Genomic DNA, 24181 nt, shown 5'->3' with positions numbered 1-24181 from the left:
GAAGCACCGGAAATGGGGCGGGTCAAGTGCCGGATGTCGGTGCGACGATCAGCCCGACTGCCGGAAATGGTCGTGAATCTGCCTTGCCATGGCCTCGGAAATGCCCTCGACCTTCTCCAGATCCTCCAGCGCGGCGCGGGCGACACCCTTGGCGGTGCCGAAATGATGCAGCAGCGCGCGCTTGCGCGCCGGCCCGATGCCGCCGATCTCGTCGAGCGGGTTCTTGACCATTTCCTTCTTGCGCCGCGCCCGGTGCGAGCCGATGGCGAAGCGGTGCGCCTCGTCGCGCAGCCGCTGGATGAAATAGAGCACCGGGTCGCGCGGCGGCAGCGAGAATTCCTGCTTGCCGGGGATGATGAAGCGCTCGCGCCCGGCATCGCGATCGACACCCTTGGCGACGCCGACGACATCGACGGCCTCATCGACGCCGAGCTCTTTCAGGATCGTCATCACGGCCTTCACCTGGCCGGCGCCGCCGTCGATCAGCAGCAGGTCGGGCCAGGCCGGCATCGGGTCGGAGAGGGCGTCCGTCTCTTCCTCGGCCTTCTCCGCCAAGCGATCGGGAATGCCTTCTTCCTTCACGAGGCGGGAGAAACGCCGTTCCATCACCTCGCGCATCATGGCGAAGTCGTCGCCCGGCGTGGCGTCCTCCGACTTGATGTTGAACTTGCGGTACTGGTTCTTGGCAAAGCCTTCCGGCCCGGCGACGATCATCGCGCCGACCGCGTTCGTCCCCATGATATGGGAGTTGTCATAGACCTCCACGCGGCGCGGCACGCGCGTCAGATGCAGCGCCTCCGTCATGCCGGCCATCAGCTTGGCCTGCGACGACGTTTCGGCCAGACGGCGGCCGAGCGCCTCGCGGGCGTTCGCCAGCGCATGATCTACGAGATCGCGCCGTTCACCGCGTTGCGGCCGGGCGATAGCCACCTTGCGCGGCGCCTTCAGCGACAGGGCTTCCGACAGGAGGTCGGCTTCCGCCAGCGTCTCCGACGTCAGGATCAGCCGCGGCACGGGCTTGTTGTCGTAGAACTGCGAGATGAAGGCGCCGAGCACCTCCGTCGCTTCCAGCGTCGCGTCGGCCTTCGGGAAATAGGCGCGGTTGCCCCAGTTCTGGCCGGTGCGGAAGAAGAAGACCTGGATGCAGGTCATGCCGCCTTCCTGCTGGATGGCGAAGACGTCGGCCTCGTCGACCGTCTGCGGATTGATGCCCTGGTGGCTCTGGATCGCGGTCAGCGCGGCGATGCGGTCGCGATAGACGGCCGCGCGCTCGAAATCGAGGTCTTCGGCGGCTTCCTGCATGGTCGTCGACATCGCCGCCTGCACGGCCTTGCTGCGGCCCGACAGGAACGCCTTGGCCTCGCTCACAAGTTCGCCATAGCCGTCGGGCGAGATCTCGCCGGTGCAGGGACCCGAGCAGCGCTTGATCTGGTAGAGCAGGCACGGGCGGGTGCGGCTTTCATACACGCTGTCGGTGCAGGTGCGCAGGAGGAAGGCGCGCTGCAGCGCGTTGATCGTCCGCGCCACCGCCGTCGCCGAGGCGAAGGGGCCGAAGTAGTCGCCCTTCCGCGTCTGCGCGCCCCTATGCTTGAAGATGCCCGGCGCCTCGTGGCCGCCGGTGATCAGGATGTAGGGAAACGACTTGTCGTCGCGCAGCAGCACGTTGAAGCGCGGGCGCAACCGCTTGATCAGGTTGGCTTCCAGCAGCAGCGCTTCGGTCTCGGTGCGCGTGGTGACGAATTCCATCGCCGCCGTCAGCGTGATCATCTTGGTGATGCGGTTGGAATGGCCGCGCCCCTGCGCGTAATTGGTCACGCGCTTCTTCAGGCTCGCCGCCTTGCCGACATAGAGCACGTCGCCGTCGGCGTTGAACATGCGATAGACGCCCGGCGCGTTCGGCAGGCGCTTCACATAGGCCTTGATCAGCTCGGCGCCCTTGAGGTTCTCGGCAAGATCGTCGGCCGTGTCCCAGACGAGCCCCTTGCCGAGCGCGGCGACCACGGGGTCGGCGCCGCCATCATACTCGGTTTCGGCAATGCCGTTTGCGGGAATCGGTTTGGCGTTCATCTTTGCATTTCGGCGATGTCGGGACGCGACTTCAAGGCCTCTCGGCAGGCAACTGACAGATGGTGCTATTCGGCGATGCCGGCAACGTCGGGCGTTTTCCACGCCAGGTGCTGGCCGCCGTCGAGCGCGATCATCTGTCCGGTGATCGACCGACTGCCCCACAGATAGCGGATCGTCGCGCCGATTTCATCGAGCGCCGGTCCGCGCTGCAAGGGCACCGCGTCGGTCTGGCGGCCGAAATCCTCCTCGCTCTGGCGGGCGCTCTTCAGCGCCGGGCCGAGGCCGATGGCGTTGACGCGGATGCGCGGCGCAAGCGCCTGCGCCATGGTGCGCGTCGCGGTCCACAACGTCGATTTCGACAATGTGTAGGAGAAGAAATTCGGCGTCAGCCGCCAGACCCGCTGGTCGATCATGTTGACGATCAGCGCGTCGCTGTCGCCGGGCAGACGGGCGGCCAGCGCTTCGGCGAGCAGCGCCGGCGCCTGCGCATGCACCGCGAAATGCCGCGCCCAGATCTCGTCATCCAAGGCGCCGATCGTATCGTCTTCGAACAGCGAGGCGTTGTTGACGAGAAGGTCCACCGGCGCGCCTGCCACGGCTTCGGCCCGTTCCACGAGACCGCGCACCGCCGTCATGTCGCAAAGATCGGCCATCACGGCCTGAGCCGCATGGCCCTTGCCCCGCAATTGCGCTGCCAGGTCCTCGGCCGCGTCGAACGAGCGATTGGCGTGGATGACGACGCTGAAGCCGTGTGCGGCCAGGTCCTCGACGATCGTCCGGCCGATCCGTTTCGCTGCGCCCGTCACGAGCGCTACGCCCCTCATGTCCAATGAAAATCATCTCCGGTGGTCAGAACACGACCACGATATAGGCGAGATAGGCGGCAAACATAGAGGCGCCGAGCAGCCGGCCGGTGGTGATGCGCATGTAGCAGATGGCGGTCAGGAGCACGGCGGTGGCCAGCATGATCCACATGTCGCGCTCGATCATGATGTGGGACACGGGCACGGGCACGATCAGCCCGGTGATGCCCATGATGGCGCCGATATTGAAGATGTTGGAGCCGATGATGTTGCCGAGCGCGACATCGGCCTCTTTGCGCCAGGCGGCCGCCATGGTGGTGGCGAGTTCCGGCAGCGAAGTGCCGACGGCGACGATCGTCAGGCCGATGGCGGCCTGCGAGATGCCGAAGGTTTCGGCCAGCCCAGACGCGCCGGAGACGGTCAGATGCGCCGCCAGCGGCAGGCCGATCAGCCCCCCGAGGAGATACATGGCGATCCGGCCGGTCGCATGCGGCATTTCGCCGAGTTCGTCGTGGTAATCCGCCGGCTCGTCCTCCTCGACGTGCGCGCGGGCGCGCGCCACCTGCGCGAGGATGAACAGGGCCAAGCCGGCGAGCAGCCCGCCGGCTTCGAGCCGGTCCAACTGATCGTCGCTGATCATCCACATGAACGCGATGGTGAAGACCAGCATGACGGCGACGTTTCGGGCGAGGCCGCGCTGGTCGGCATGGATCGACGCGATGACGGCCGGCAGCCCCATGACCAGCAGCACGTTGGCGATGTTGGAGCCGAGCACGTTGCCGACCGCGATGTCGGCGGCGCCGGACAGCGCTGATTGCAGCGAAACCATCAGTTCCGGCGCCGAAGTGCCGAAGGCGACGATGGTCAGTCCGATGACGAGAGAGGGGATGCCCAGATTTTCGGCGAGGCCCGCGGCGCCCTTGACCAGGAAGTCGCCGGCGAACACCAGGAGCACGAGGCCGGCGGCGAGCATGAGGATGTCGAGAATCATGGAAACCTGTCGGTTGTCGAGGTGCTCCGTCTATATAGGCACGCCTGTCGGGAAAAAAGGGAGCGCGGCCTTGTTGCCGTTCGGCCACAGCGGCGCGACGCCATATTTTGGCCGCTGAATCTCCAATTTCCGGCAAAGCATTCGCCGCATTCGGGAACGATATCGCTGCTTGGGAGTTCGAGGGGCAATGGTGCTTGAAACGGTGAGCCGTTTCAGCCCGCGCAACGACCGTCAAGGAGAGTTCAAATGCGTTTGATTGCAAAACTCGCTGGTGGAGTGGCCATTGTGGCGCTCGCCGGCAACGCCGCCCTGGCCGCGGACGCCATCGAGGCGCCGCCGGAGCCGCCAGCGGCCGCCCCGATCGTCATCGAGCAGAGCGCGGCCACGTGGTCCGGCGTCTATATCGGCGCCTTTGGCGGCTACAACTGGGCCGAATATGACGAAGGCGACGAAAGCGCCGACGGCTGGGAAGGCGGCGCCTTCGCCGGCGTCAACTGGCAGAACGGCGCGATCATCTACGGTGCTGAAGGCGATGTCGGCTATTCCGGCGCGTCCTGGGACGACGGAACCAACAGCGTCGACAAGAAGGCCTTCGGTTCGCTGCGTGCCCGTCTCGGCTACGCCGTCGCCGAGCCGTTCATGATCTACGGCACCGGCGGTCTCGCGCTCGCCAATGTCGAGGCGGCCGACGCGACCAGCTCCGATTCGGCCACCCATATCGGCTGGACCGTGGGCGCCGGCGCAGAAGCGCTTCTGACCGACAATATCTTCGGCCGCCTGGAGTATCGCTACTCCGATTACGGCGCGAAGGACTACGTTCTGGACAGCGGCACCGTGTCCTCCGGTTTCACGGAGCACAGCGTCAAGGCCGGTATCGGCCTGAAGTTCTGATCGGCCGCAACTCGGCAGATCAACGCCCGCGTGGATCGCTCCGCGCGGGCTTTTTCATGCTCGTTTCAGGCTTGCGGGCGCAGCTTCGCATAATCCGGGAAAGCGTACGCGAAGCGGTCCTCGAACCGCTTCAGCTTCGGCCGGCCGCGCCGCCAGTTGAGGTCGGGGAAGCGCAGGTCCAGATAGCCGAGCATGGCTGCGGTCGCGAATTGCCCGCCATTGAGCTTCGACGTCACGCGCGGCGGATTGGCATTCAGCCACTCCAGGCCGCGCGTCATCTTGCGCGCCTGCATGTCCAGCCAGGGCTGGTGAACCTTCTCCTCCGGCCGGAAGCGCCGCTCGTAGATCTGCGCGATCAGGGCGTCGGTGATGCCGTCGGCGAGCGCTTCGAGGCGCTCCGCCTCCATGCGCTTCTGCCCGTTGCGCGGATAAAGGCCGCGCCCGCTCATCCGGTCGAACTCCTGCATGATGGCGCGGCTGTCGAAGAGCGCCGATCCGTCGTCGAGGATCAGGGTCGGGATTTTGCCCAGCGGATTGTTGTCCACGAGCAGGTGCGGTTCGTCATTGGTGTTGACGGTTTCCGATTCGACCGGAAGGCCGAGCCAGCTTGCCGCCATGCGCACCTTGGCGCTGTAGGGCGAGGCGGGTGAGTAGAGCAGTTTGGCCATGTGGCATTCTCCCTTCGACAGACGACGCGCAGCACCATTAGCGGTGGAACGAAGGCTGTCTCAACACGTTTCTTCTGCAAACGCGACGTCGGACCTTTCTGGCCGGCACAACCAAGCAGAAGGAGACCGAAAATGATCAAGAACGATCACGGGGAGACCATCGCCGAGGCGAATCAGGAACTGCGCCGGCAACAGAAGAAAGGCAGCGCGCACTCGGACGCGGATCGCGACGACCGCAAGAAGCGCTCCGACGACAGCGCCGACCCGATCTCCGAGGAAAACCGGGAAAACGACGCCGAGTAGGGCGTGCGAAGGGCGTGCCCGTCAGCGGATGGCGGGCATGACCGCGCCCGATCGCCGGCACGCGGAGGCATCGACTTTCGGGCAGGCGACGTAACCGGAAAGATCGCGCGACAGGCAGATGCGCACGTCGCGCAGATAGTGTCGGCCGCAGGTCACCGCGATGGCGTCGCGCGGCAGGCCGGGATTTGCCGCCAGGAACGCCTCTTCGACGTTGTCCGGATCGACGGTCTGCCCGTCGCGGCGCATCTCGCCATCCTGCGGGATCTCGATCGTCTCGAAGGCGAGGCGCGTCACGGCGAAATAATCGTCCTGCGACAGGCCGGAACAGGTGCCGTGCTCGCGCCATTCGTGACGCACGAGGCCGGTTGACGGCATGATGTCCAGCATCGAATCCGAGAGGGTGCGCGGCACGCTCAGCGATCTGTCCGTCGGGCAGGCGGTCGGATATCCGCGTGCAAATTGCGGCCACAGCCCGTGCACCACGAAACCGAACGGTTCGTCGGCCTCGCATTGCTGCGTGTTGGCCCGGTCGCCATAGGAGGCGCAATAGCTCGGCGACCAGGACAGGGCGAGCACGTAGAAATCAAAGCCGCTGCCCTGCGGGACGGAAACGGCGGATTTGGGCTGAACGGATGTCTGGTCGGACGACGCAGCATCCTCGCATCCGACAAGCGCCATCGCGGCGGCAAGGGCGGCGGCGGCGCTGATCAGGATGCGCATCGGACCTGCAGGGCGCGGTCAGCGCAGGACGCGGCAATATCCGTCATAGACGTTCCAGCGATCGAGACCGCTCACGCAGAACTCGACATTGTCGCCGAAGGCACCGGCGAAGCCCGCGCCATACTCGACCAGATACCAGACCGTGCGGTTGCGTCCGTCCGACATCGAGGCCGTGCCCTGGCAGTAGAGGCGGTCGAGGGCGCGCACTTCGTCGATCTTCGGCAGAAAGCGGTTCTGGCGAATGTTGGAAATCGCGAGGATCGACAGCGCGGGATCGTGGTGGACTTCGCGGGCCTGGATCCTGAATCGGCGCTGGATGGCGCCGAGATAGTTGGTCTGCGCGCAAACCGATTCGGGTCCGACGGGCGCATAGGGTCCGGGTGCGATGATGTCTGCGGCCTGCGTTGCGACCGCGGATGCGGCGAGCAGGGCGGCGGCCATGCTGGTCCGAATGACAGATGAGATCCGGCTGGACATCGTAAGCTCCCTCGCGCCTGACGTTGCAACGTGATTACCGCATGACGGCGGCCTCGTCACCCCGTTTGATATGGCCCGAATGCCAAACCCCGACAAGGAAACGCCTTACTCGCCGGCGAGCCAGTTCACCGCATAGGCGCCGCTGCCGCGCTTGAATTCGAGCACCGAAGAGAGCCAGGGCAGGATGGTGCGCAATTCCGACTCAAGCGCGTAGGGCGGGTTGACCACGATCATGCCGGAGCCGTCGAAGCGCACCTCGTCGCGCGAGGAGCGCACTTCCAGCGACGTGTCGAGGATGCGCGGGATCTTCAGCGCCCGCAATTCCTCGCGGAACTCAGCGACGCCCTTGCGGTGCTTGACCGGATACCACAGCAGGAAGACGCCGGTCGCGAATCGCGCATGGCCTTCCTTCAGCGCCGTGAGGATGTTGAAGAACTCGTGATAGACCTCGAAGGGCGGGTCGATCAGCACGACGCCGCGGCGTTCCTTCGGCGGCAAATGCGACTTCACGCCCAGCCAGCCGTCAAGCTTGGTGATGCGGGCCTGGATGTCGCCGTCGAAATGCGAATGCAGGACTTCGTAATCGTCGGGATGCAGCTCCAGCGCGGTCAACCGGTCCTGCTTGCGGAACAGCTTGCGCGCGATCATCGGCGATCCGGGATACTGCGTGACGCCGCCCTCGGGATTGAAGCCGCGCACGACGTCGAGATAGGGCGCGATCAGTTCGCGGACATCCGCCGGCGCGCTGTCGGCCGCGTCGAGCACGCGGGCGATGCCCGTCTTCCATTCGCCGGTCTTCTGCGCCTCGGTCGACGTCAGGTCGTAGAGGCCGAGACCGGCATGGGTGTCGAGCAGGCGAAAGGCGGCGTCCTTGCGCTGCATGTAGGCGATGACGCGGGCGAGCACGATGTGCTTGAACACATCGGCGAAGTTGCCCGCATGGAAAATGTGACGGTAGTTCATGCCGCTGCTCCTATCGCGCCGCGAGGTTCCGGGCTAGTCTCCTTCGCATGAATATAGCGCCCCGCATCGAGACTTTCCGCTCCACCTGTCCGCATGACTGCCCGTCCTGTTGCGCCCTCGATGTGGACGTCGTGGACGGCGTGAGCATAGGTCGCCTGCGCGGATCGAAGGACAACAGTTACACCGACGGCGTGATCTGCGCCAAGGTCGCCCGCTATTCCGAGCGCATCCATCATCCCGACCGCCTCCTGCACCCGTTGATCCGGGCGGGCAGGAAGGGGGCAGGCGAATGGCGGCAGGCGTCGTGGGACGAAGCGCTCGATCTGGTCGCCGAACGCTTCCTGGCGGCCGAGGCCGAACACGGGTCTGAGACGGTCTGGCCCTATTTCTTCGCCGGCACGATGGGCCAGGTCCAGCGCGACGGCATCCTGCGTCTGAAACACGCCAAGCGCTACTCCAACCAGTTCGACACCATCTGCACCAACATGGCCTGGACGGGCTACGTGATGGGCACCGGAAGGCTCGCCGGGCCGGATCCGCGCGAGATGGCCAAGGCCGACTGCGTCGTGCTCTGGGGCACCAACCCGGTCGCCACCCAGGTCAACGTGATGACCCACGCGGTCAAGGCACGCAAGGAACGCGGCGCCAGGATCGTCGCGATCGACATCTACGCCAACGACACCATCGCCCAGGCCGACATCGGCCTTGTGCTGAAGCCCGGCAGCGACGCGGCGCTTGCCTGCGCGGTCATGCATGTGGCGTTTCGCGACGGTTATGCCGATCGCGAATTCATGAGCAAATTCAGCGACGACCCGGCCGGCCTTGAATCACATCTTCAGGAGCGCGGACCGGAATGGGCGGCCGCCGTCACCGGCCTGGCGGTCGAGGACATCGAGGCCCTTGCCAGGCTCGTCGGGACGACGAAGCGGACCTTCTTTCGGCTCGGCTACGGCCTCACCCGCAACCGCAACGGCGCGGTCTCTATGCATGCCGCGACCTGCGTGCCCACTGTCCTCGGCTCGTGGCAGCATGAAGGCGGTGGAGCGTTCCACAACAATGGCGGCATCTACCGGTTCGACAAGGACGAGATCACCGGTACGGCCCATGCCGATCCCGGCATTCGCTGGCTCGACCAGTCGAAGATCGGCCGCGTGCTGACCGGCGATGCGGACGCGCTGCAAGGCGGTCCGCCGGTGACGGCCATGCTGATCCAGAACACCAATCCCGCCAATGTGATGCCGGAGCAGGCGCTGGTGCGCCGGGGCCTCGCCCGCGAGGATCTGTTCGCCGTCGTCCACGAGCAGTTCATGACGGAAACGGCGGAACTGGCCGATGTGGTGCTTCCGGCGACGATGTTCCTGGAACACGACGACGTCTACAAGGGCGGCGGCCACCAGCACGTCATGCTCGGACCGAAGTTGATCGACGGGCCGGGCGAGACGCGGCCGAACCATTTCGTCTTCGAGGAACTGGCAAAGCGCCTCGGCGTCGACCACCTGTCAGGCTTCGGCAGGTCGGAGCGGGAACTGATCGACGGCATGCTCGCGCCGCATGGCGAGACCTACGAGACGTTGAACGAGAAGGGCTGGGTGGACGTGCAGCCGGATTTCGAGACGGCGCATTATGTCCACGGATTCGGCTATGCCGACGGCAGGTTCCGCTTCAGCCCGGACTGGCTGGCGGGCCCGTCTCCCAACAAGCCGCCCCAGGCGCTCGGCCCGCAGGGCCCGGCCGACCGGCTTCCGGCTTTTCCCGATTATCTCGACCTGACGGAGGAGCCGGATGCGGACCATCCGTTCCGGCTCGCGACGTCTCCGTCGCGGTCCTTCCTCAATTCCACCTTCGCCGAGACGCCGGGATCGGTGAAGCGCGAGAAGCGGCCGGAAGTGACGATCCATCCGGAAGATGCGGCAAGCCTCGGCCTCGAAGACGGCGCCCCCGTCGCACTCGGCAATGCGCGCGGCGAGGTCCATCTGCATGTGAAGGTGTCCGACAAGCCACGACGCGGAACGATCATCGCCGAAGGCCTCTGGCCCAACAAGGCGCATCTCAACGGCTGGGGCATCAACACGCTCACCGGCGCCGATTCCGTCGCACCCTATGGCGGCGCGGCGGTGCATGATGCAAAGGTCTGGGTGAGGGGCTTGTAGCGTTTGCGGCCTGCGGTGCGCGCGGGTAGAATGCCCTCATGAACGTCAAACCGGATATATCGCCCGAATTGTCAGCGCGCATCGACGAATTGGCGCGGCGTTTTGGCGTGGATCGGGCGGAGATCGTCCGCGAAGCGCTTGAGGACGGGCACTCGTTGATTTGGCAGGCCGAATGGCGTCGGCGGATCGAGGAAGGCCTCGATGCGGCGAATGCCGGGGACTTTGCCGACGCTGCGGAAGTGGACGCTGTCATCGCGAAATACCGCTGAGCCATGCGGATCGTGTGGACACGCTCCGCGCTCCGCCAACTCGACGGAATTCTCGCCTATATCGCCGATCGCAATCCCGTCGCCGCCGCCAGAGTGGCAACGGAAATCTCTGAACGCATTTCGCTTCTTGCTGACAGGCCTGATATCGGGCGGCATGGTCGTGTGGATGACACCCGAGAGTACGTCCTGGCGCCGCTGCCTTATGTCGTGGCCTATCGTGTCACCGATCAGGTGGAGATTCTGGCGGTCATGCATGGTGCGCAACTCTGGCCGACGGACTTCTGAAAAATCAGGCGCGGCCCGACCGCAGGTGGCCGGCGAAGCCGACAGCGTAGCCGAGCGCGATGATCGTCAGTGTCACGATCAGCATCGGATGCGGTTTCGGCACGAAGAAGAGTGGGAGCTCGACCGGATAGATGAGTTCCAGCACGAGTCTCGCTGTCCAAACGACGACCATCAGCCCAAGAAACACTGTCATTTCGCGGCGAGGGGTCTCCAGTCTCGCGAACAGGGTCATGACCGCGAAGCTGATCAGGAAGAAGGCGATCGAATAGGTGCCCAGGAAGACGAAGTGCTCCCTCTGCGCGTCAGGGATGACGGCGAGGTCGGCCGTCGCATAGCCCAGCGTTGGGAGGGCGAAATGCGCCAGGCCGATGGCGAGCACCATCATGCCCGCGACGCGTGTCGCCAGATTGATCCATCGACTTGCCGTCATCGTCATGCCTTCCCCTGAAGCGTGTCCAACTGCGAAAGCCGTCTTAGAAACCGGCGCACGATGGCTTCTTCGTGCTCATCGAGCCCTCCGACGAGCGTGGCGTCGAATTCGCCGATCATCACGGCGACGTCAGCAGCCATGGCGCGGCCGCGCTCCGTCAGCGTGATGACACTGATCCGCGCGTCGCTCTCGTCGCTCTGCCGGAAGACCAGCTGTGCTTTCTCCATGCGATCGACGAGCGTCGTCGCCGCCGGCTTCCCAAGGTCGAGATCACGCGCGAGATCGCTGATCCGGCGGGGGCCGTGCATTGACAGCATCAGCAATGCCGGCGCCTGCGCGCCGGGAAGGCCGGTTCTTGCTTGCGCCGCGGCGGAGGCGAGCTTGCTCAGCCGCGTGCAGTTGAGCTTCAGTAGAAGGAAGAGACTGTCCATATCGCAAAGATATGGTTCGCATGCGAACTAATCAAGTCCGGCATGACGCATCCGTCATGCCGTGGCTCGGAAGATACGCTCCCGAACGTCTATGCCTGGATCGCCGGCTCGGTCTCGACGGTGGCGCCTTCGGGGATCGTCCGGGGCGCGTTGTTCAGCTTCTCGATCGCGAAGCCGGCGGCTGCCTTGTATTTCGCCATGAATTCGGCGCGTTCTTCGGCGGGGATGACGTCGTCGATGCTGTCGAACTCGCCGCCGCAGCGCTCGTCGACCATGTTGAGAAGGCCGAAGGGGCCGGCGCCGCGATTACGCAGGATGAGTTCGGAGACCGGTCCGCACAGCGCCTCGTCGAAGGCGGCGAGCGCGTCGGGCGAGACGCCGTGTTCGAGCAGGCATGTGCCGAGCACGCGGGCGTCGATGATCGCCTGGCTCGCGCCGTTGGAGCCGGTCGGGTACATGGCGTGCGCGGCGTCGCCCATCAAGACGACGTTGCCGTCGCGCCACGTGGGCACCGGATCGCGGTCGATCATCGGGTTCTCATAGGCGACGTCGGCGCCGCGCAGCAGCGCGGGAACGTCGAGCCAGTCATAGGTCCAGCCTTCGAAATGGCTGATGAAGTCGTCGATCTCGACCGGCTTGAACCAGCCCGAATTCTTCCAGCCCTCGGAATTGTCCACCGTCAGTTCGGCGATCCAGTTGATCATCGCGAGCCCGGTGTCCGGATCGGGATGCGAGATCGGGTAGATCACCATGCGGTGCTGGTGCGTGCCGAGACCGACGAAGGACGATCCGCTCCGGATCGGTTTCGCCATGGTCGTGCCGCGCCACATGATCGCGCCGCCCCAATGGATCGGCGGCTGGTCGGGATGCATCTGCGCGCGGATGGAGGAGTGGATGCCGTCCGCGCCGATCAGCAATGTGCCGGTCTCGCGAGACGTCGTGCCGTCGGCGCCTTCGACGATCGCGGTGACGGTGCCGTCGGCATTGTTCTCGTAACCGGTCACGCGGCTGCCGAGCCGCACGGCGTCCTTGCCCGCGCGTGCGACGAACGTGTCGTAGAGCATCACGTGGAACTGGCCGCGATGCACGGCATATTGCGGCCAGTTGTAGCCGGCCAGCATGCCGCGGGTCTCCGAATAGATGTCGTTGCCGTTCAAGCCGACGAGGGCCCATTCCTTCGCCGGCACGCCCACCTTGTCGAGATCGTCCTGGCCGATGCCCAGATCGTAGAGTTCGCGCACGGCGTTCGGCTGGATGTTGATGCCGACCCCGAGCGGACGCAATTCGCGCACGGCTTCGAACACCAGGCAGGGCACGCCGATCTGGTTCAGCGTAAGCGCGGTCGCAAGACCGCCGATGCCGCCACCGGCAATCATCACAAGGGGTTGGGCCATGAATGTCACTCCTCCGCAAGGCCCGGCGTTAATAGCAAGAAACCGCGCGAGCGCAACGCCGCATCGGGCGGGCTGCAAGCGACGAAGCTCAGTCGGCGACTGATCCGGCGATCTTCGCCAGCGCCAGCGGATAGATGCGGTGTTCCTGGACGAGAACCCGCGAGGCGAGCGTGTCGGGCGTGTCGTCGGGCAGGATCGGCACTTCGGCCTGGCAGATCACCGGGCCTTCATCCATGCCGGCGGTCACGTGATGCACCGAGCAGCCATGGGTCGCGTCGCCGGCCTCGATCGCCCGGGCGTGCGTGTCGAGCCCCTTGTGCTTCGGCAGGAGGGACGGGTGGATGTTGATGATCCGACCTTCCCAGGGGGCGAGGAAGTCGCCAGAAAGAAGGCGCATGAAACCGGCGAGGCAGACAATCTCGATGCCGGCTTCGTCCAGCGCGGCCTGGATGGCATCCTCATGGGCGTGTTTCGAGGCGAAATCCGAACGCGGCAGTGCGCGCGCGGCGATGCCCGCGGCCGCGGCCGTTTCCAGCCCCTTCGCTTGCGGATTGTCGGAGAGGACGAGCACGATCTCGGCGGGGTAGTCCGGCGCGCCGGCCGCCCGGAGCAGCGCCTCCATGTTGGAGCCGCGTCCCGAGATCAGCACGGCAACGCGCTTGCGGGCGCTCAAAGATCGAGGTCCCCGCGATAGGTCACCCGCGCGCCGTCCTGCGCTGTCATGACGCCGATGCGCGTGACCGTTTCGCCTTCGCGCTCCAGCACCTCGGCGACGGCTTCGCTCTCCTCGGGCGAGACGACCGCGATCATGCCGACGCCGCAATTGAAGGTACGCAGCATCTCGTCGCGCGCGACGCCGCCTTGCGCGGCCAGCCAGGCGAAGACATGCGGCACGCGGATCGCCGAAAGGTCGATCTCGGCGGCCATGCCGTCCGGCAGCACGCGCGGAATGTTCTCGGGAAAACCGCCGCCGGTGATATGCGCCAGCGCCTTGACCGAGCCGGTCTCGCGGATCGCCGCCAGCACGGATTTCACATAGATGCGCGTCGGGTCGAGCAATGCCGCGCCCAGCGTGCGTTCGCGGTCGAACGGCGCCGACGCGCCATAGGAAAGTCCGGACATCTCGACGATGCGGCGCACCAGCGAATAGCCGTTGGAATGGATGCCGGCCGAGGCCAGCCCGAGGATGACGTCGCCTTCCGCGATGTCCGGTTTCGGCAGCAACTGTCCGCGCTCGGCCGCGCCGACGGCAAAGCCCGCGAGGTCATAGTCGCCGCTTGAATACATGCCCGGCATCTCCGCCGTCTCGCCGCCGAGCAGCGCGCAGCCGGCCTGCCGGCAGCCATCCGCGATGCCGGAGACGATGGCGGCCCCCTGTTTCACGTCCAGCTTGCCGGTCGCGAAATAGTCGAGGAAGAACAGCGGCTCGGCGCCCTGGACGACTAGGTCGTTGACGCACATGGCGACGAGGTCGATGCCCACCGTGTCGTGGAGATCGGCCTCGATGGCGACCTTCAACTTGGTGCCGACGCCGTCATTGGCCGCGACCAGAACCGGGTCGTCGAAGCCAGCCGCCTTCAGGTCGAACAATCCGCCGAACCCGCCGATCGTGCCGTCCGCACCGGAGCGCCGGGTGGATTTCACCATCGGCTTGATCGCCTCCACCAGCGCGTTGCCGGCGTCGATGTCGACGCCCGCGTCACGATAGCTGAGGCCGTTCTTTGCGTCTGAGGGGTTCGATGTGTCGGGCATTTCTGGCGTATTCCGGCTGTGCTTGGTCGTGGCGTCTATCGCACGGGGCAGTCGGCTTTTCCAGTGCGGCGCCTGACGCATGATCAAGGGTTTTGCGCCGGCGCGAGTGCATCTCTATATGACGATTCGAACAGCACAGCGATGGCCGGCGTGTTTTTGACGATACCGAATATCATCTCCTTTGCGCGCTTGGCGACGATCCCGTTCATCGTGCTCGCGATCATGCGCGAAAACTGGATGACCGGCCTCGTGCTTTTTGCGCTTGCCGGCCTGTCGGACGGGATCGACGGGTTCATCGCCCGCTATTTCGGGCAGGATTCCGAACTCGGCGCCTATCTCGACCCGCTGGCCGACAAGACGTTGAGCGTCGCGGTCTATTCGGCCTTCACGCTGATCGGGCTCACGCCGGTCTGGCTGCTGGTGCTGATCGTGGCGCGCGATGTGGCGATCGTGGTTGGCGCCGGCGCACTTGCACTTCGCGGCAAGGCATCCGACATCCGGGTATTGCCGGTCTCCAAGGTGAATACGGCGGTGCTGATCCTTCTCGCCGCCTGGCTCCTGGCGGCCAATGCCTTCGAATGGTCGATTCCGTCGGTCAATCGTGGTCTTATCGGCCTTGTCCTCGTGCTGACGGCGGTTTCGGCGGCGGATTACACCCGCCTGATCTTTCGCAGTTTCGGCGCGGGCGCGGCGCGGCACCAAGAACAATCGGACGGCTCGAAGTGACCAAACACATTTCCACTGCCTATCTGAAACGCCAGGTCCTGTTCTGGCTGGCGGCGACCGCCGTCTTCATCCTGTTCGTCTACGTGTTCCGGTCCATCCTGCTGCCTTTCGTGGCGGGTCTGGCGCTCGCCTATTTCATGGATCCGGTCGCCGACTTCCTGGAGCGGCGCGGCCTCTCGCGGCTGGCCGCGACCATCGTCATCCTTCTCGGCTTCGTCATCGCGCTGGTGATCGCGCTGGCCGTGATCGTGCCGATCCTGGTGACCCAGGCGGCGGGCCTGATGTCCCATTTCCCGGAATACATCTCCGAACTGCAGGGGCTTCTCTCCAGGCTCAGCCTCGAGACCGGATGGCTGGCGAACTATGTCGGCATCGACGTCAACGATCTGCAAAGCGGCCTGAACGAACTGCTCAAGCAGGGCGCGGGCGTGGTCAGCACGCTGTTCCAGGGCATCTGGTCCTCCGGCAAGGCGATCGTCGACGTGGTCGGCCTGCTGGTCGTCACGCCGGTCGTCGCCTTCTACATGCTGCTGGACTGGGACCGGATGATCGCCAAGGTCGACGGCTGGGTCCCGCGTGACCACATCGCCGATGTCCGGCGGCTCGGCCGCGACGTCAACAAGACCATCGCCGGCTTCGTGCGGGGGCAGGGCACCGTCTGCCTCGTCCTCGGCCTGTTCTACGCGATCGGCCTCACCATCACCGGGCTCAATTTCGGATTGCTGATCGGTCTGTTCGCCGGCCTGATCAGCTTCATCCCCTATGTCGGCTCGCTGGTCGGGCTGGTCCTGTCGGTGGGTGTAGCGGTCGTCCAGTTCTGGCCGGACTGGATCATGGTGGTCATCGTCGCCGGGATCTTCATGATCGGCCAGGCGGTCGAGGGCAACATCCTTCAGCCCAAGCTCGTCGGCGACAGCGTTGGCCTGCACCCGGTGTGGCTGATGTTCGCCCTGTTCGCCTTCGGCGCGATGTTCGGCTTCACCGGCCTCCTGATCGCGGTGCCGGCCGCCTCGGCGATCGGCGTGCTGGTGCGGTTCGCGCTGGAGAAATACCTCGATTCCGATCTCTATGTCGGCGAGTCCGAAAAAGGCGAGCCCGCCTCGCCATCCGAAGAGTGAGCCTGCCGGCGCCGCCGCGCGGGCGAAATTGCGTGCCATGACGGACAGCGATCCACAGCTCCTTCTCGATATCGGCCTGTCGGGGTCGATGTCGCGCGACGACCTGATCGTCACGCGCGCCAACCGGGCGGCGGTGGCGCTGGTCGAGCGCTGGCCCGACTGGCCGGGACCGTTCGTGGTGATCGCCGGGCCGACCGGCTCCGGTAAGACCCATCTGGCGACCGTCTGGCGCGAGGTCAGCGGCGCTGTCGCCTGCGACCCGCGCGATCTCTCCGACGACGCCCTGGACGCCGCCCAGGCCGGGAAGCCGATCCTGATCGACGGCGTGGAGCCGGCCGGCTTCGACGAGAACGCGCTGTTTCACATCATGAACGCGGTGCGCGCCAACGGATCCGGCCTCTTGATGACGTCGGCGCACTGGCCCGGCGCCTGGCAGGTGCGCACGCCCGATCTCAGATCCCGCATCCAGGCGGCGACGACCGTCGAGATCACCGAGCCCGACGACGAATTGCTGGTCGGGGTGATGGCGAAACTCTTCGCCGATCGGCAGATCGCCGTCGATCCGTCGGTGATCGCCTATCTGGCCAGCCGCATCGAGCGGTCGCTCGCCAGCGCCCGCAGCGTCGTCGAGCGGCTCGACCGGGCGTCGATGGCGCGCAAGGTGAAGATCACGCGCGCCTTCGCCGCCGCGTTCCTGCGCGAACAGGACGCCAACCAGAACGAGTTCGATTTCTAGCTCTTGCGTTGAAGCGCGGCAGTCTCGACTATGTCATGTAACCATGGCATTCCGGTAGGCAACGCCATGTATCCGCGGCAAAACCAGAGGACGAGCACGCACGAATGACCGACACACTTCACACGCAGCCCGCCACGGTGCAGCCGGCCGAACCCGGTCCGGACACGGCGACTGTGACGCGCAATGACGTTGCGCGTTTCGTGAACCGTGAGTTTTCGTGGCTGCAGTTCAACTGGCGCGTGCTCGAAGAGGCGCGCAACACCCAGCATCCGCTGCTGGAGCGTCTGCGCTTCCTGTCGATTTCGGCCGACAATCTGGACGAGTTCTTCATGGTGCGCGTCGCCGGCCTTGCCGGCCAGGTGCGTGAAGGCATCGCCGAACGGTCCTCCGACGGCCTGACGCCGCAGGAACAGCTCGACGCCATCATCGAGGAATCCGGCAAGCTGCAGACCGAGCAGCAGATCGTGCTGGCCGAATTGCAGGAGGAACTGGGCGCCGAGGGCATCGCGATCGTCCGCAGCGAACATCTCGACCAGCAGGACCTCGACTGGCTGGAGGACCATTTCCAGCAGACGATCTTCCCGGTGCTGACGCCGCTCTCCATCGATCCGGCGCATCCGTTCCCGTTCATCCCGAATCTGGGCTTTTCCATAGCGCTGGAACTGGTGAACCGCCGCAATCGCGAGCAGATGAACGCGCTTCTGCGTTTCCCCGTCGCGCTCGACCGCTTCGTGTCCATCCCGACCGACAAGGGCCAGTACCGCTTCATCAGCCTTGAAGACGTCATCGGCCTGCATATCGCCAAGCTTTATCCGGGCTACGAGGTGAAGGGGAAGGGCACGTTCCGCATCATCCGCGACAGCGACATCGAGGTCGAGGAAGAGGCCGAGGATCTGGTGCGGCTGTTCGAAAGCGCCCTGAAGCGGCGCCGGCGCGGACAGGTCGTCCGCATCGAATTCGATCACGAGATGCCGCAGGGCCTGCGCGAATTCGTGGCGCATGAGCTGGAAGTGCCCGAGACGCGCGTCTGCGTGCTGCCCGGCATCCTGGCGCTGAGCACGGTCTCCGAGATCGTTTCGACGGATCGCGACGACCTGAAGTTCAAGCCCTATTCGGCGCGCTTCCCCGAGCGCATCCGCGATCACAACGGCGACTGCTTCGCCGCGATCCGCGAGAAGGACATCATCGTCCACCACCCCTATGAATCCTTCGACGTGGTGGTGCAGTTCCTCAACCAGGCGGCGCAGGATCCGAACGTGCTGGCGGTCAAGCAGACGCTCTACCGCACGTCCAAGGACAGCCCGATCATCCGCGCCCTGATCGACGCGGCCGAGGCCGGCAAGTCGGTGACCGCGCTGATCGAGCTGAAGGCGCGTTTCGACGAGGAAGCCAACATCCGCTGGGCGCGCGACCTCGAACGCGCGGGCGTGCAGGTTGTCTACGGCTTCTTCGAACTGAAGACGCACGCGAAGATGTCGCTGATCGTGCGGCGCGAGGACGGCAGGCTGCGCAACTACGTGCATCTGGGCACCGGCAACTACCATCCGATCACCGCCAAGATCTACACGGACCTGTCCTACTTCACCTGCGACCCGATGATCGCCCGTGACGTGGCGCAGGTCTTCAACCTGATCACCGGCTATGCCGATCCCGGCTCCGACTTGAAGCTGGCTGTCTCGCCGCGCTTCATGCGCAACCGCATCCTCAAGCACATCGCCGACGAGATCGAGCATGCGAAGGCCGGCCGGCCGGCCGAGATCTGGTTCAAGATGAACGCGCTGGTCGACGCCAAGATCATCGACGCGCTCTATGACGCCAGCCAGGCCGGCGTGCAGATCGACATGATCGTACGCGGCATCTGCTGCCTGCGGCCGCAGGTTCCGGGCCTGTCGGAGAACATCCGCGTCAAGTCGATCGTCGGCCGCTATCTGGAGCACAGCCGCATCTACTGCTTCGGCAATGGCGAGGGCCTGCCGTCCGACGATTCCATCGTCTATATCGGCTCGGCCGACCTGATGCCGCGCAATCTCGACCGGCGCGTCGAAACGCTCGTTCCGCTGGAAAACCCGACGGTGCGCGAACAGGTGGTCGGCCAGATCATGCTGGCCAATCTGCTCGACAACCAGCAGAGCTTCGAGCTTCTCGCCGACGGTCGCTCGCGGCGCATCGTATCCGGCAAGGACGAGCAGGTCTTCGACGCCCAGAGGTACTTCATGACCAATCCCAGCCTGTCCGGCCGCGGAAAGTCGTTGAAATCCTCCGCGCCGCGATTGATCGCCCACAAGAAACGGGCTGAAAAAAGCAGGACCTAGAACCCGCGATTCGGTTGTGGATTTGAAATGTGATTGAGACCGAAGACGCTCAAGGGCGGCTGCGCAACAGGCTGCCGGTTGCGATCATCGACATCGGCTCGAACTCCGTTCGCTTGGTGATCTATGAGGGGTTGGTGCGCGCGCCCTCCATGCTGTTCAACGAAAAGGTCCAGTGCGGCCTGGGGCGCGGCATTGCCGAGACCGGCGACATGGATGCCGGCGCAGTCGAGGCGGCGTTGGCCGCGCTCAGGCGGTTCCGCGCGCTCGCCGACCAGGCCCGCGTCGAAAGGCTGGTCGTGCTCGCCACCGCCGCCGCGCGAGAAGCCGGCAACGGCCCGGCCTTCATCGCGGAGGCGGAGCGGATTCTGCGCCAGGACATCACGGTCCTGAGCGGGCGCGAGGAGGCGCTCTATTCGGCCTATGGCGTCCAGTCCGCGTTTCGCGACATCGACGGCGTGACCGGCGACCTCGGCGGCGGCAGCCTGGAGCTGGTCGAGGTGAAGGGCGAGGAGATCGGCGACGGCAAGACCCTGCCGATCGGCGGCATTCGCCTGTCGGAGCGGTCCGGCGAAGACCTCGACAAGGCGGTTGAGATCGCGCGCGCGGACATCAAGACCGTGCCGTTCCTGAAGGAGGGCGAGGGCCGCAATTTCTATGCGGTCGGCGGCACGTGGCGAAACCTCGCCAAGCTGCACATGGCCTCGCAGGACTATCCGCTGCACGTGACGCATCACTACGAGATGGACGCCGCCAACGCGCTCGGCTTCCTGACCAAGGTCGGCCGCAACAATGTCGAGAAGCTGCGCGGCATCGAGGACGTGTCGCGCTCGCGGCGCGCGCTTCTGCCCTATGGCGCGATCGCGCTGGCCGAGGTGATCCGCGTGATGAAGCCGGCCAAGGTGATCTTCTCGTCGGCCGGCGTGCGCGAGGGTTATCTCTTCAGCCTTCTCGACGAGGAAACGCGGCGCACCGACGCGCTGATCGAGGCCTCTGAGGAATTGTCGATCCTGCGCTCGCGCTCGCCGCGCCATGCCCGCGAGCTGGCGGCATGGACGGGCAAGGCCTTCGCCGCCTTCGGCATCGACGAGACCGAGGACGAGGCACGCTACCGCGAGGCGGCCTGCCGACTGGCTGATATTTCATGGCGCGCCCATCCCGACTATCGCGGCTACCAGGCGCTCAACGTCATCGCCTACGGTTCGTTCGCGCAGGTCGATCATCCGGGCCGCGCCTATATCGCGCTGGCCAACTATTTCCGCCATGACGGGCTGAAGAACCCGACGCTGGCGCCCGAAATCCGCAAGATCATCAGCGACCGCATATGGGAACGCAGTCGCTTTCTCGGCGCCTTCTTCCGAGTCGCCTATCTCTTCACCGCCGCCATGCCCGGCGTCATCGGCGATGTCACCTGGCGTGAAAGGGATGACAAAACGATGGAACTGGTAATCCCGGCACGGCTCGCCGAACTCGCCGGGTCGCGCCCGCTCGGCCGCATCGGCCAGCTGGCGAAGACGGTGAACCGGGAGATCGTCTTGGTGATCGACGTCTAGTGCACTACGATTGTCAGGTCTTGGCGCGCATGGTTCCGATGGCGAGAGACTGGGCAGAGTCTAGGAACGACCTCATTTCGACTTGCGAAGAGCGTGAACTGCTTCGTTGCCGTTCATCAAAGGGGTAGCGCAGCATGCAGCGAAAAGACACTGAAGATCCAGTTTTGTCTTATGAACAAGCATTTCTAGCAATGGTCGAGTTTATCCAAGACTTTTGGATCCGCGATGGGATGGCAGAGGATGGAATCGTTCGGCTAGTTAGCTTCACGGCAACAGTCCCGGGCACGGATCAGCCGGCTGATCCTGCAATGTGGTCGCATTGGCTAAGAGCAATCGAAAAGCAAAAATAAGACGAACCGGCTCTAATGCGCCGTTAGCCCCACTTCCCTGGCGGACTAACCGATCTCGAGAACGGCCAGCTTGCGCTCCTGGAAGCGGATCGCCAGTTCGCCCCTGACCGTGCGCAACGCCTTGTCGCCGAAGACCTCCCGCCGCCAGCCCTTCAGGGCCGGCACCTCGGCGTCCTCGCCGTGAATGGCGATCTTTTCGAGATCGTCGGTCGTGGCGATGATCTTCTGGGCGACGCCATGCTCCTCGGCGGCAAGCTTCAGCAGCACGCGCAGCAGGTCGACGGCGGCGCTCGTGCCTTCAGGCGAGGCCGGCGGACGCGGGATGGCCGGCAGGTCGTGCTTGTCGATGGCTAGCGCGTCGGTCACCGCCTGGATCAGCGGAGCGGCCATGGAGGAGCGTTCGATGCCCTTGTTCAGCGACCGCAGCCGGCCGAGCGCTTCCGGCGTCTGCGGCTGCTGCTGGGCGATCTCGTAGATCGCGTCGTCCTTCAGGATGCGCCGGCGCGGCTGGTTGCGATTGCGCGCTTCCGTCTCGCGCCATGCGGCGATGTTCTTCAGGATCTGCAGTTCGATCGGCTTGCGCACTCGAAGCTTCAGGCGCTGCCACGCGTCTTCGGGCTTCAGGTCGTAGGTCTCGGGCGCGGTCAGGACGCGCATTTCCTCGGCGACCCAATGCTCGCGGTCTTCCGAGCGCAGCCGCTCTGACAGGTCGGCATAGACGTCGCGCAGATGCGTCACGTCGGCCAGCGCGTAGGACAGCTGCCTGTCGCTCAGCGGGCGCTGGCGCCAGTCGGTGAACCGCGAGGACTTGTCGATATGCTCGCCGGAAATGCGGCGGACGAGCTGGTCGTAGGCGATCGCGTCGCCGAACCCGCAAACCATCGCGGCGACCTGCGTGTCGAACACCGGTTCGGGCACCTTGCCGGTCAGCTTGAAGAAGATCTCGATGTCCTGGCGCGCGGCGTGGAACACCTTCAGCACGTTCGTGTCGGCCATCAGGTCGAACAGGGGCGTCAGGTCGATGCCCTTGGCGAGCGGATCGATCAGCAGCGCTTCATCCGCGCTGGCGACCTGAACCAGGCACAGTTCCGGCCAGAACGTGGTCTCGCGTATGAATTCGGTGTCGATGGTGATGAACGGGTGATGCGCGAGGCGCGCGCAGGCTTGGGACAGCTCTTCCGTCGAGTCGATAGGCTTCATGCGGACAGGTCTTTAGCCGCGTCGTCGGCATTTGTCGATTGGCCGCGTGATTTGAGCGTTCACGGAACTTCGGAGGAAAGGGGTGGCGGCCGGAAAGCCGCCACCCCTCGGTGTCTTTCCGGGGCCGTCAGTCGGCGAGCCCCTCGAAGCCCAGCACCGCCTCGACAGCCTGGCCGATGGCCAGCAGCCGGCGGTCGGTGAACATCGGTCCATCGAGTTCCAGCCCGACCGGCAGGCCGGAAGCCGTGACGCCGGCGGGCAGGCTCAGCCCGGGCAGTCCGGCATTGGAGCCGGGATCGGTGTTGGCGATGAAGGTGTTGAAGGTCGGCACCTTCGCGCCGTTGAGTTCGACCTCCATGTCCGAGCCCTCGATCGGGCGCGCGGGCAGCTTCGTGGTCGGAAAGGCGAGGGCGTCTAGGTCGAGCCGTGCGAAGGCTTCCGCGTAGAGCGCCTGCATCGCGGGCCGGAAATCGCGCATCGCCGCGTCGTAGACGGCGGCCGGTATCGCCTGGTCGCCGAGCACCAGATTGTCGAACACGAACTTCACGTCGGGGCTGGCGACGCCGGCGGCGACGTCCTCGATGGTGATCCCCGTATCGTTCTCCTCCAGGAACCGGGCCAGATCGCGCTTGACCTCATAGAGAGCCAGCGGGAAGCCGACCTTGTCGTTGAGGTCGATCAGCCCCGGCAGTTCCATCTCGACGAAGGTCGCGCCGGCGTCCTGCAGCGTCGCGACCGCGTCGTCGAACACTGCCTTCGTCTCCGGATCGAGCCCGCTGACGAAGGCCGCCGGCAGGCCGAAGCGCATCTGCGAGAGATCGACCGTCTCCAGCGCGTCGGACGCCCCGGTGATCACGCCGTCGAGCAGCGCAAGGTCGCGCACCGAGCGGGCCATCGGCCCGGCGGTGTCGCGGGTGTGGGAGATCGGCACGATGCCGTCCTGGGGGTAGCGTCCGACCGTCGGCCGAAGGCCGGCGATGCCGTTCAGCGCCGAGGGCAGGCGGACCGAGCCGCCGGTGTCGGTGCCGAGCCCGGCCGGAACGATCCCCGCGGCCACGGCGGCGGCGGTCCCGCCGGAGGAGCCGCCGGCGAATTTCGTCTCGTCCCAGGCGTTGTGCACCGCGCCGAAGCCGGCGTTGTTCGAGGTGATGCCGAAGGCGAGCTCGTGCATGTTGGTCTTGCCGACGAGGATCGCGCCCGCCGCGCGCAGTCGCTCCAGCACGGTCGCGTCCTTGCCGGGCGCCCAGTCCTTCAGGGCCGGCGTGCCCGCGCTGGTGGCAAGCCCCGCCGAGGCGATGTTGTCCTTGACCGCGATGACGACGCCGTAGAGCGGGCCGTGCGTCTGGGCTGCGTCGGCCTCGGCCGCCGCCTTGCGCGCGCCTTCCGCGTCGATCGTGATGAAGGCGTTGAGCGCTTCCTTTTCCGCTGCGCGCGCGAGCGCCGCCTCGACGGCGTCCGCGGCGCTGGTCTCGCCCGCCTTGGCTTTCATGGCCATGTCCGTGGCGTCGGCGGAAAAACCGGCCTGTGTCGTCAGGGTGAGGGCCAGGACGGATCCGAAGATCGATCCGAGGCCGGGTCTGCGTTTGATCATGATG

Annotated in this window: 24 protein-coding genes; 10 read left to right on the top strand and 14 right to left on the bottom strand. The window is 65.5% G+C overall.

Annotated features, from left to right (window positions below):
• Positions 1–48: 48 nt before the first annotated feature.
• The 3 genes from uvrC to MRY80_RS19330 all read right to left on the bottom strand — a co-directional run bounded on the left by uvrC (position 49) and on the right by MRY80_RS19330 (position 3861).
• Positions 49–2067: an excinuclease ABC subunit UvrC gene (gene uvrC / locus MRY80_RS19340; RefSeq protein ID WP_293292704.1), complete on the bottom strand. Its 2019-nt coding sequence runs from the start codon at positions 2065–2067 to the stop codon at positions 49–51.
• Positions 2068–2132: 65 nt separating this feature from the next.
• The gene (locus MRY80_RS19335) at positions 2133–2891 is read right to left on the bottom strand and encodes an SDR family oxidoreductase (protein ID WP_293292703.1); all 759 of its coding nucleotides are present in this window, start codon (positions 2889–2891) and stop codon (positions 2133–2135) included.
• Positions 2892–2916: 25 nt separating this feature from the next.
• The gene (locus MRY80_RS19330) at positions 2917–3861 is read right to left on the bottom strand and encodes a calcium/sodium antiporter (protein ID WP_293292702.1); all 945 of its coding nucleotides are present in this window, start codon (positions 3859–3861) and stop codon (positions 2917–2919) included.
• Between the two features lie 246 nt (positions 3862–4107).
• On the opposite strand from MRY80_RS19330, the gene MRY80_RS19325 reads away from it, so the two are divergent.
• Entirely contained in the window at positions 4108–4752 is a 645-nt protein-coding gene (locus tag MRY80_RS19325; protein WP_293292701.1) for an outer membrane protein, read from the top strand.
• Between the two features lie 65 nt (positions 4753–4817).
• On the opposite strand, the gene MRY80_RS19320 is transcribed toward MRY80_RS19325, so the two are convergent.
• Entirely contained in the window at positions 4818–5420 is a 603-nt protein-coding gene (locus MRY80_RS19320; protein WP_293292700.1) for a glutathione S-transferase, read from the bottom strand.
• A gap of 132 nt (positions 5421–5552) precedes the next feature.
• Between MRY80_RS19320 and MRY80_RS19315 the strand changes: the two genes are divergently transcribed.
• Positions 5553–5723 carry a hypothetical protein gene (locus tag MRY80_RS19315; RefSeq protein ID WP_293292699.1) on the top strand — a complete coding sequence of 57 codons (171 nt, stop codon included), beginning with the start codon at positions 5553–5555 and terminating at the stop codon, positions 5721–5723.
• 21 nt (positions 5724–5744) lie between these two features.
• Here MRY80_RS19315 and MRY80_RS19310 read toward each other — a convergent pair whose 3' ends face one another.
• The 3 genes from MRY80_RS19310 to rlmJ all read right to left on the bottom strand — a co-directional run bounded on the left by MRY80_RS19310 (position 5745) and on the right by rlmJ (position 7883).
• Positions 5745–6443 (bottom strand): ribonuclease, encoded by a 699-nt coding sequence (locus MRY80_RS19310; RefSeq protein WP_293292698.1) that lies wholly within the window; start codon positions 6441–6443, stop codon positions 5745–5747.
• A gap of 18 nt (positions 6444–6461) precedes the next feature.
• On the bottom strand, positions 6462–6920 hold the full coding sequence (locus tag MRY80_RS19305; RefSeq protein ID WP_293292697.1) for a hypothetical protein: 459 nt from the start codon (positions 6918–6920) through the stop codon (positions 6462–6464).
• 105 nt (positions 6921–7025) lie between these two features.
• Positions 7026–7883 (bottom strand): 23S rRNA (adenine(2030)-N(6))-methyltransferase RlmJ, encoded by an 858-nt coding sequence (gene rlmJ, locus MRY80_RS19300; protein WP_293292696.1) that lies wholly within the window; start codon positions 7881–7883, stop codon positions 7026–7028.
• 47 nt (positions 7884–7930) lie between these two features.
• Between rlmJ and MRY80_RS19295 the strand changes: the two genes are divergently transcribed.
• The 3 genes from MRY80_RS19295 to MRY80_RS19285 are packed head-to-tail and all read left to right on the top strand — an operon-like array spanning position 7931 to position 10587.
• A complete protein-coding gene (locus MRY80_RS19295; protein WP_293292695.1) occupies positions 7931–10033 on the top strand; it encodes a molybdopterin oxidoreductase family protein in 2103 nt (700 codons plus the stop codon).
• Positions 10034–10071: 38 nt separating this feature from the next.
• Positions 10072–10302, top strand: a complete 231-nt coding sequence (locus MRY80_RS19290) for a ribbon-helix-helix protein, CopG family (RefSeq protein ID WP_293292694.1) — start codon at positions 10072–10074, stop codon at positions 10300–10302.
• A gap of 3 nt (positions 10303–10305) precedes the next feature.
• Positions 10306–10587: a type II toxin-antitoxin system RelE/ParE family toxin gene (locus MRY80_RS19285; protein WP_293292693.1), complete on the top strand. Its 282-nt coding sequence runs from the start codon at positions 10306–10308 to the stop codon at positions 10585–10587.
• Positions 10588–10591: 4 nt separating this feature from the next.
• On the opposite strand, the gene MRY80_RS19280 is transcribed toward MRY80_RS19285, so the two are convergent.
• From MRY80_RS19280 to purM, 5 genes are all read right to left on the bottom strand, one after another.
• Entirely contained in the window at positions 10592–11023 is a 432-nt protein-coding gene (locus MRY80_RS19280; RefSeq protein ID WP_293292692.1) for a hypothetical protein, read from the bottom strand.
• Positions 11020–11448, bottom strand: coding sequence for a MarR family winged helix-turn-helix transcriptional regulator (locus MRY80_RS19275; RefSeq protein ID WP_293292691.1), 429 nt, complete (start codon positions 11446–11448; stop codon positions 11020–11022). Before MRY80_RS19275 ends, MRY80_RS19280 begins: the two co-directional genes overlap by 4 nt.
• 89 nt (positions 11449–11537) lie before the next feature.
• Positions 11538–12842 carry a flavin-dependent oxidoreductase gene (locus MRY80_RS19270; protein ID WP_293292690.1) on the bottom strand — a complete coding sequence of 435 codons (1305 nt, stop codon included), beginning with the start codon at positions 12840–12842 and terminating at the stop codon, positions 11538–11540.
• 88 nt (positions 12843–12930) lie between these two features.
• On the bottom strand, positions 12931–13515 hold the full coding sequence (gene purN / locus MRY80_RS19265; RefSeq protein ID WP_293292689.1) for a phosphoribosylglycinamide formyltransferase: 585 nt from the start codon (positions 13513–13515) through the stop codon (positions 12931–12933).
• Positions 13512–14594, bottom strand: a complete 1083-nt coding sequence (gene purM / locus MRY80_RS19260) for a phosphoribosylformylglycinamidine cyclo-ligase (protein WP_293292688.1) — start codon at positions 14592–14594, stop codon at positions 13512–13514. The genes purN and purM overlap by 4 nt, the downstream gene beginning before the upstream one ends.
• Positions 14595–14750: 156 nt before the next feature.
• On the opposite strand from purM, the gene MRY80_RS19255 reads away from it, so the two are divergent.
• The 5 genes from MRY80_RS19255 to ppx all read left to right on the top strand — a co-directional run bounded on the left by MRY80_RS19255 (position 14751) and on the right by ppx (position 21036).
• A complete protein-coding gene (locus tag MRY80_RS19255; protein ID WP_293292687.1) occupies positions 14751–15320 on the top strand; it encodes a CDP-alcohol phosphatidyltransferase family protein in 570 nt (189 codons plus the stop codon).
• Positions 15317–16438, top strand: a complete 1122-nt coding sequence (locus MRY80_RS19250; protein ID WP_293292686.1) for an AI-2E family transporter — start codon at positions 15317–15319, stop codon at positions 16436–16438. Before MRY80_RS19255 ends, MRY80_RS19250 begins: the two co-directional genes overlap by 4 nt.
• A 37-nt stretch (positions 16439–16475) precedes the next feature.
• On the top strand, positions 16476–17174 hold the full coding sequence (gene hdaA / locus MRY80_RS19245; protein ID WP_293292685.1) for a DnaA regulatory inactivator HdaA: 699 nt from the start codon (positions 16476–16478) through the stop codon (positions 17172–17174).
• Positions 17175–17278: 104 nt separating this feature from the next.
• Complete coding sequence (locus MRY80_RS19240; protein WP_293292684.1) at positions 17279–19486, top strand: RNA degradosome polyphosphate kinase; 2208 nt, start codon at positions 17279–17281, stop codon at positions 19484–19486.
• A 29-nt stretch (positions 19487–19515) separates the two neighbouring features.
• A complete protein-coding gene (ppx, locus tag MRY80_RS19235) occupies positions 19516–21036 on the top strand; it encodes an exopolyphosphatase (RefSeq protein ID WP_293292683.1) in 1521 nt (506 codons plus the stop codon).
• Positions 21037–21431: 395 nt separating this feature from the next.
• On the opposite strand, the gene rnd is transcribed toward ppx, so the two are convergent.
• Positions 21432–22586, bottom strand: coding sequence for a ribonuclease D (rnd, locus tag MRY80_RS19230; RefSeq protein WP_293292682.1), 1155 nt, complete (start codon positions 22584–22586; stop codon positions 21432–21434).
• Positions 22587–22713: 127 nt separating this feature from the next.
• A complete protein-coding gene (gene iaaH, locus MRY80_RS19225) occupies positions 22714–24177 on the bottom strand; it encodes an indoleacetamide hydrolase (RefSeq protein ID WP_293292681.1) in 1464 nt (487 codons plus the stop codon).
• Between the last annotated feature and the right edge of the window lie 4 nt (positions 24178–24181).

Origin of the sequence: Oricola sp., from assembly GCF_022763245.1 — a bacterium.
GTDB lineage: Bacteria > Pseudomonadota > Alphaproteobacteria > Rhizobiales > Rhizobiaceae > Oricola.
Note: the sequence above shows the minus strand (reverse complement) of the source record. Positions and strands in the feature narration are given on the sequence as shown.

Coding starts and splice junctions, on each gene's coding strand:
- MRY80_RS19320 (WP_293292700.1), bottom strand. CDS start 5,420: ATGGCCAAACTGCTCTACTCACCCGCCTCGCCCTACAGCGCCAAGGTG.
- uvrC (WP_293292704.1), bottom strand. CDS start 2,067: ATGAACGCCAAACCGATTCCCGCAAACGGCATTGCCGAAACCGAGTAT.
- MRY80_RS19270 (WP_293292690.1), bottom strand. CDS start 12,842: ATGGCCCAACCCCTTGTGATGATTGCCGGTGGCGGCATCGGCGGTCTT.
- iaaH (WP_293292681.1), bottom strand. CDS start 24,177: ATGATCAAACGCAGACCCGGCCTCGGATCGATCTTCGGATCCGTCCTG.
- MRY80_RS19285 (WP_293292693.1), top strand. CDS start 10,306: ATGCGGATCGTGTGGACACGCTCCGCGCTCCGCCAACTCGACGGAATT.
- MRY80_RS19325 (WP_293292701.1), top strand. CDS start 4,108: ATGCGTTTGATTGCAAAACTCGCTGGTGGAGTGGCCATTGTGGCGCTC.
- MRY80_RS19305 (WP_293292697.1), bottom strand. CDS start 6,920: ATGTCCAGCCGGATCTCATCTGTCATTCGGACCAGCATGGCCGCCGCC.
- MRY80_RS19315 (WP_293292699.1), top strand. CDS start 5,553: ATGATCAAGAACGATCACGGGGAGACCATCGCCGAGGCGAATCAGGAA.
- rlmJ (WP_293292696.1), bottom strand. CDS start 7,883: ATGAACTACCGTCACATTTTCCATGCGGGCAACTTCGCCGATGTGTTC.
- MRY80_RS19295 (WP_293292695.1), top strand. CDS start 7,931: ATGAATATAGCGCCCCGCATCGAGACTTTCCGCTCCACCTGTCCGCAT.
- MRY80_RS19310 (WP_293292698.1), bottom strand. CDS start 6,443: ATGCGCATCCTGATCAGCGCCGCCGCCGCCCTTGCCGCCGCGATGGCG.
- MRY80_RS19240 (WP_293292684.1), top strand. CDS start 17,279: ATGACCGACACACTTCACACGCAGCCCGCCACGGTGCAGCCGGCCGAA.
- MRY80_RS19335 (WP_293292703.1), bottom strand. CDS start 2,891: ATGAGGGGCGTAGCGCTCGTGACGGGCGCAGCGAAACGGATCGGCCGG.
- MRY80_RS19290 (WP_293292694.1), top strand. CDS start 10,072: ATGAACGTCAAACCGGATATATCGCCCGAATTGTCAGCGCGCATCGAC.
- MRY80_RS19280 (WP_293292692.1), bottom strand. CDS start 11,023: ATGACGATGACGGCAAGTCGATGGATCAATCTGGCGACACGCGTCGCG.
- MRY80_RS19330 (WP_293292702.1), bottom strand. CDS start 3,861: ATGATTCTCGACATCCTCATGCTCGCCGCCGGCCTCGTGCTCCTGGTG.
- hdaA (WP_293292685.1), top strand. CDS start 16,476: ATGACGGACAGCGATCCACAGCTCCTTCTCGATATCGGCCTGTCGGGG.
- rnd (WP_293292682.1), bottom strand. CDS start 22,586: ATGAAGCCTATCGACTCGACGGAAGAGCTGTCCCAAGCCTGCGCGCGC.
- purM (WP_293292688.1), bottom strand. CDS start 14,594: ATGCCCGACACATCGAACCCCTCAGACGCAAAGAACGGCCTCAGCTAT.
- MRY80_RS19275 (WP_293292691.1), bottom strand. CDS start 11,448: ATGGACAGTCTCTTCCTTCTACTGAAGCTCAACTGCACGCGGCTGAGC.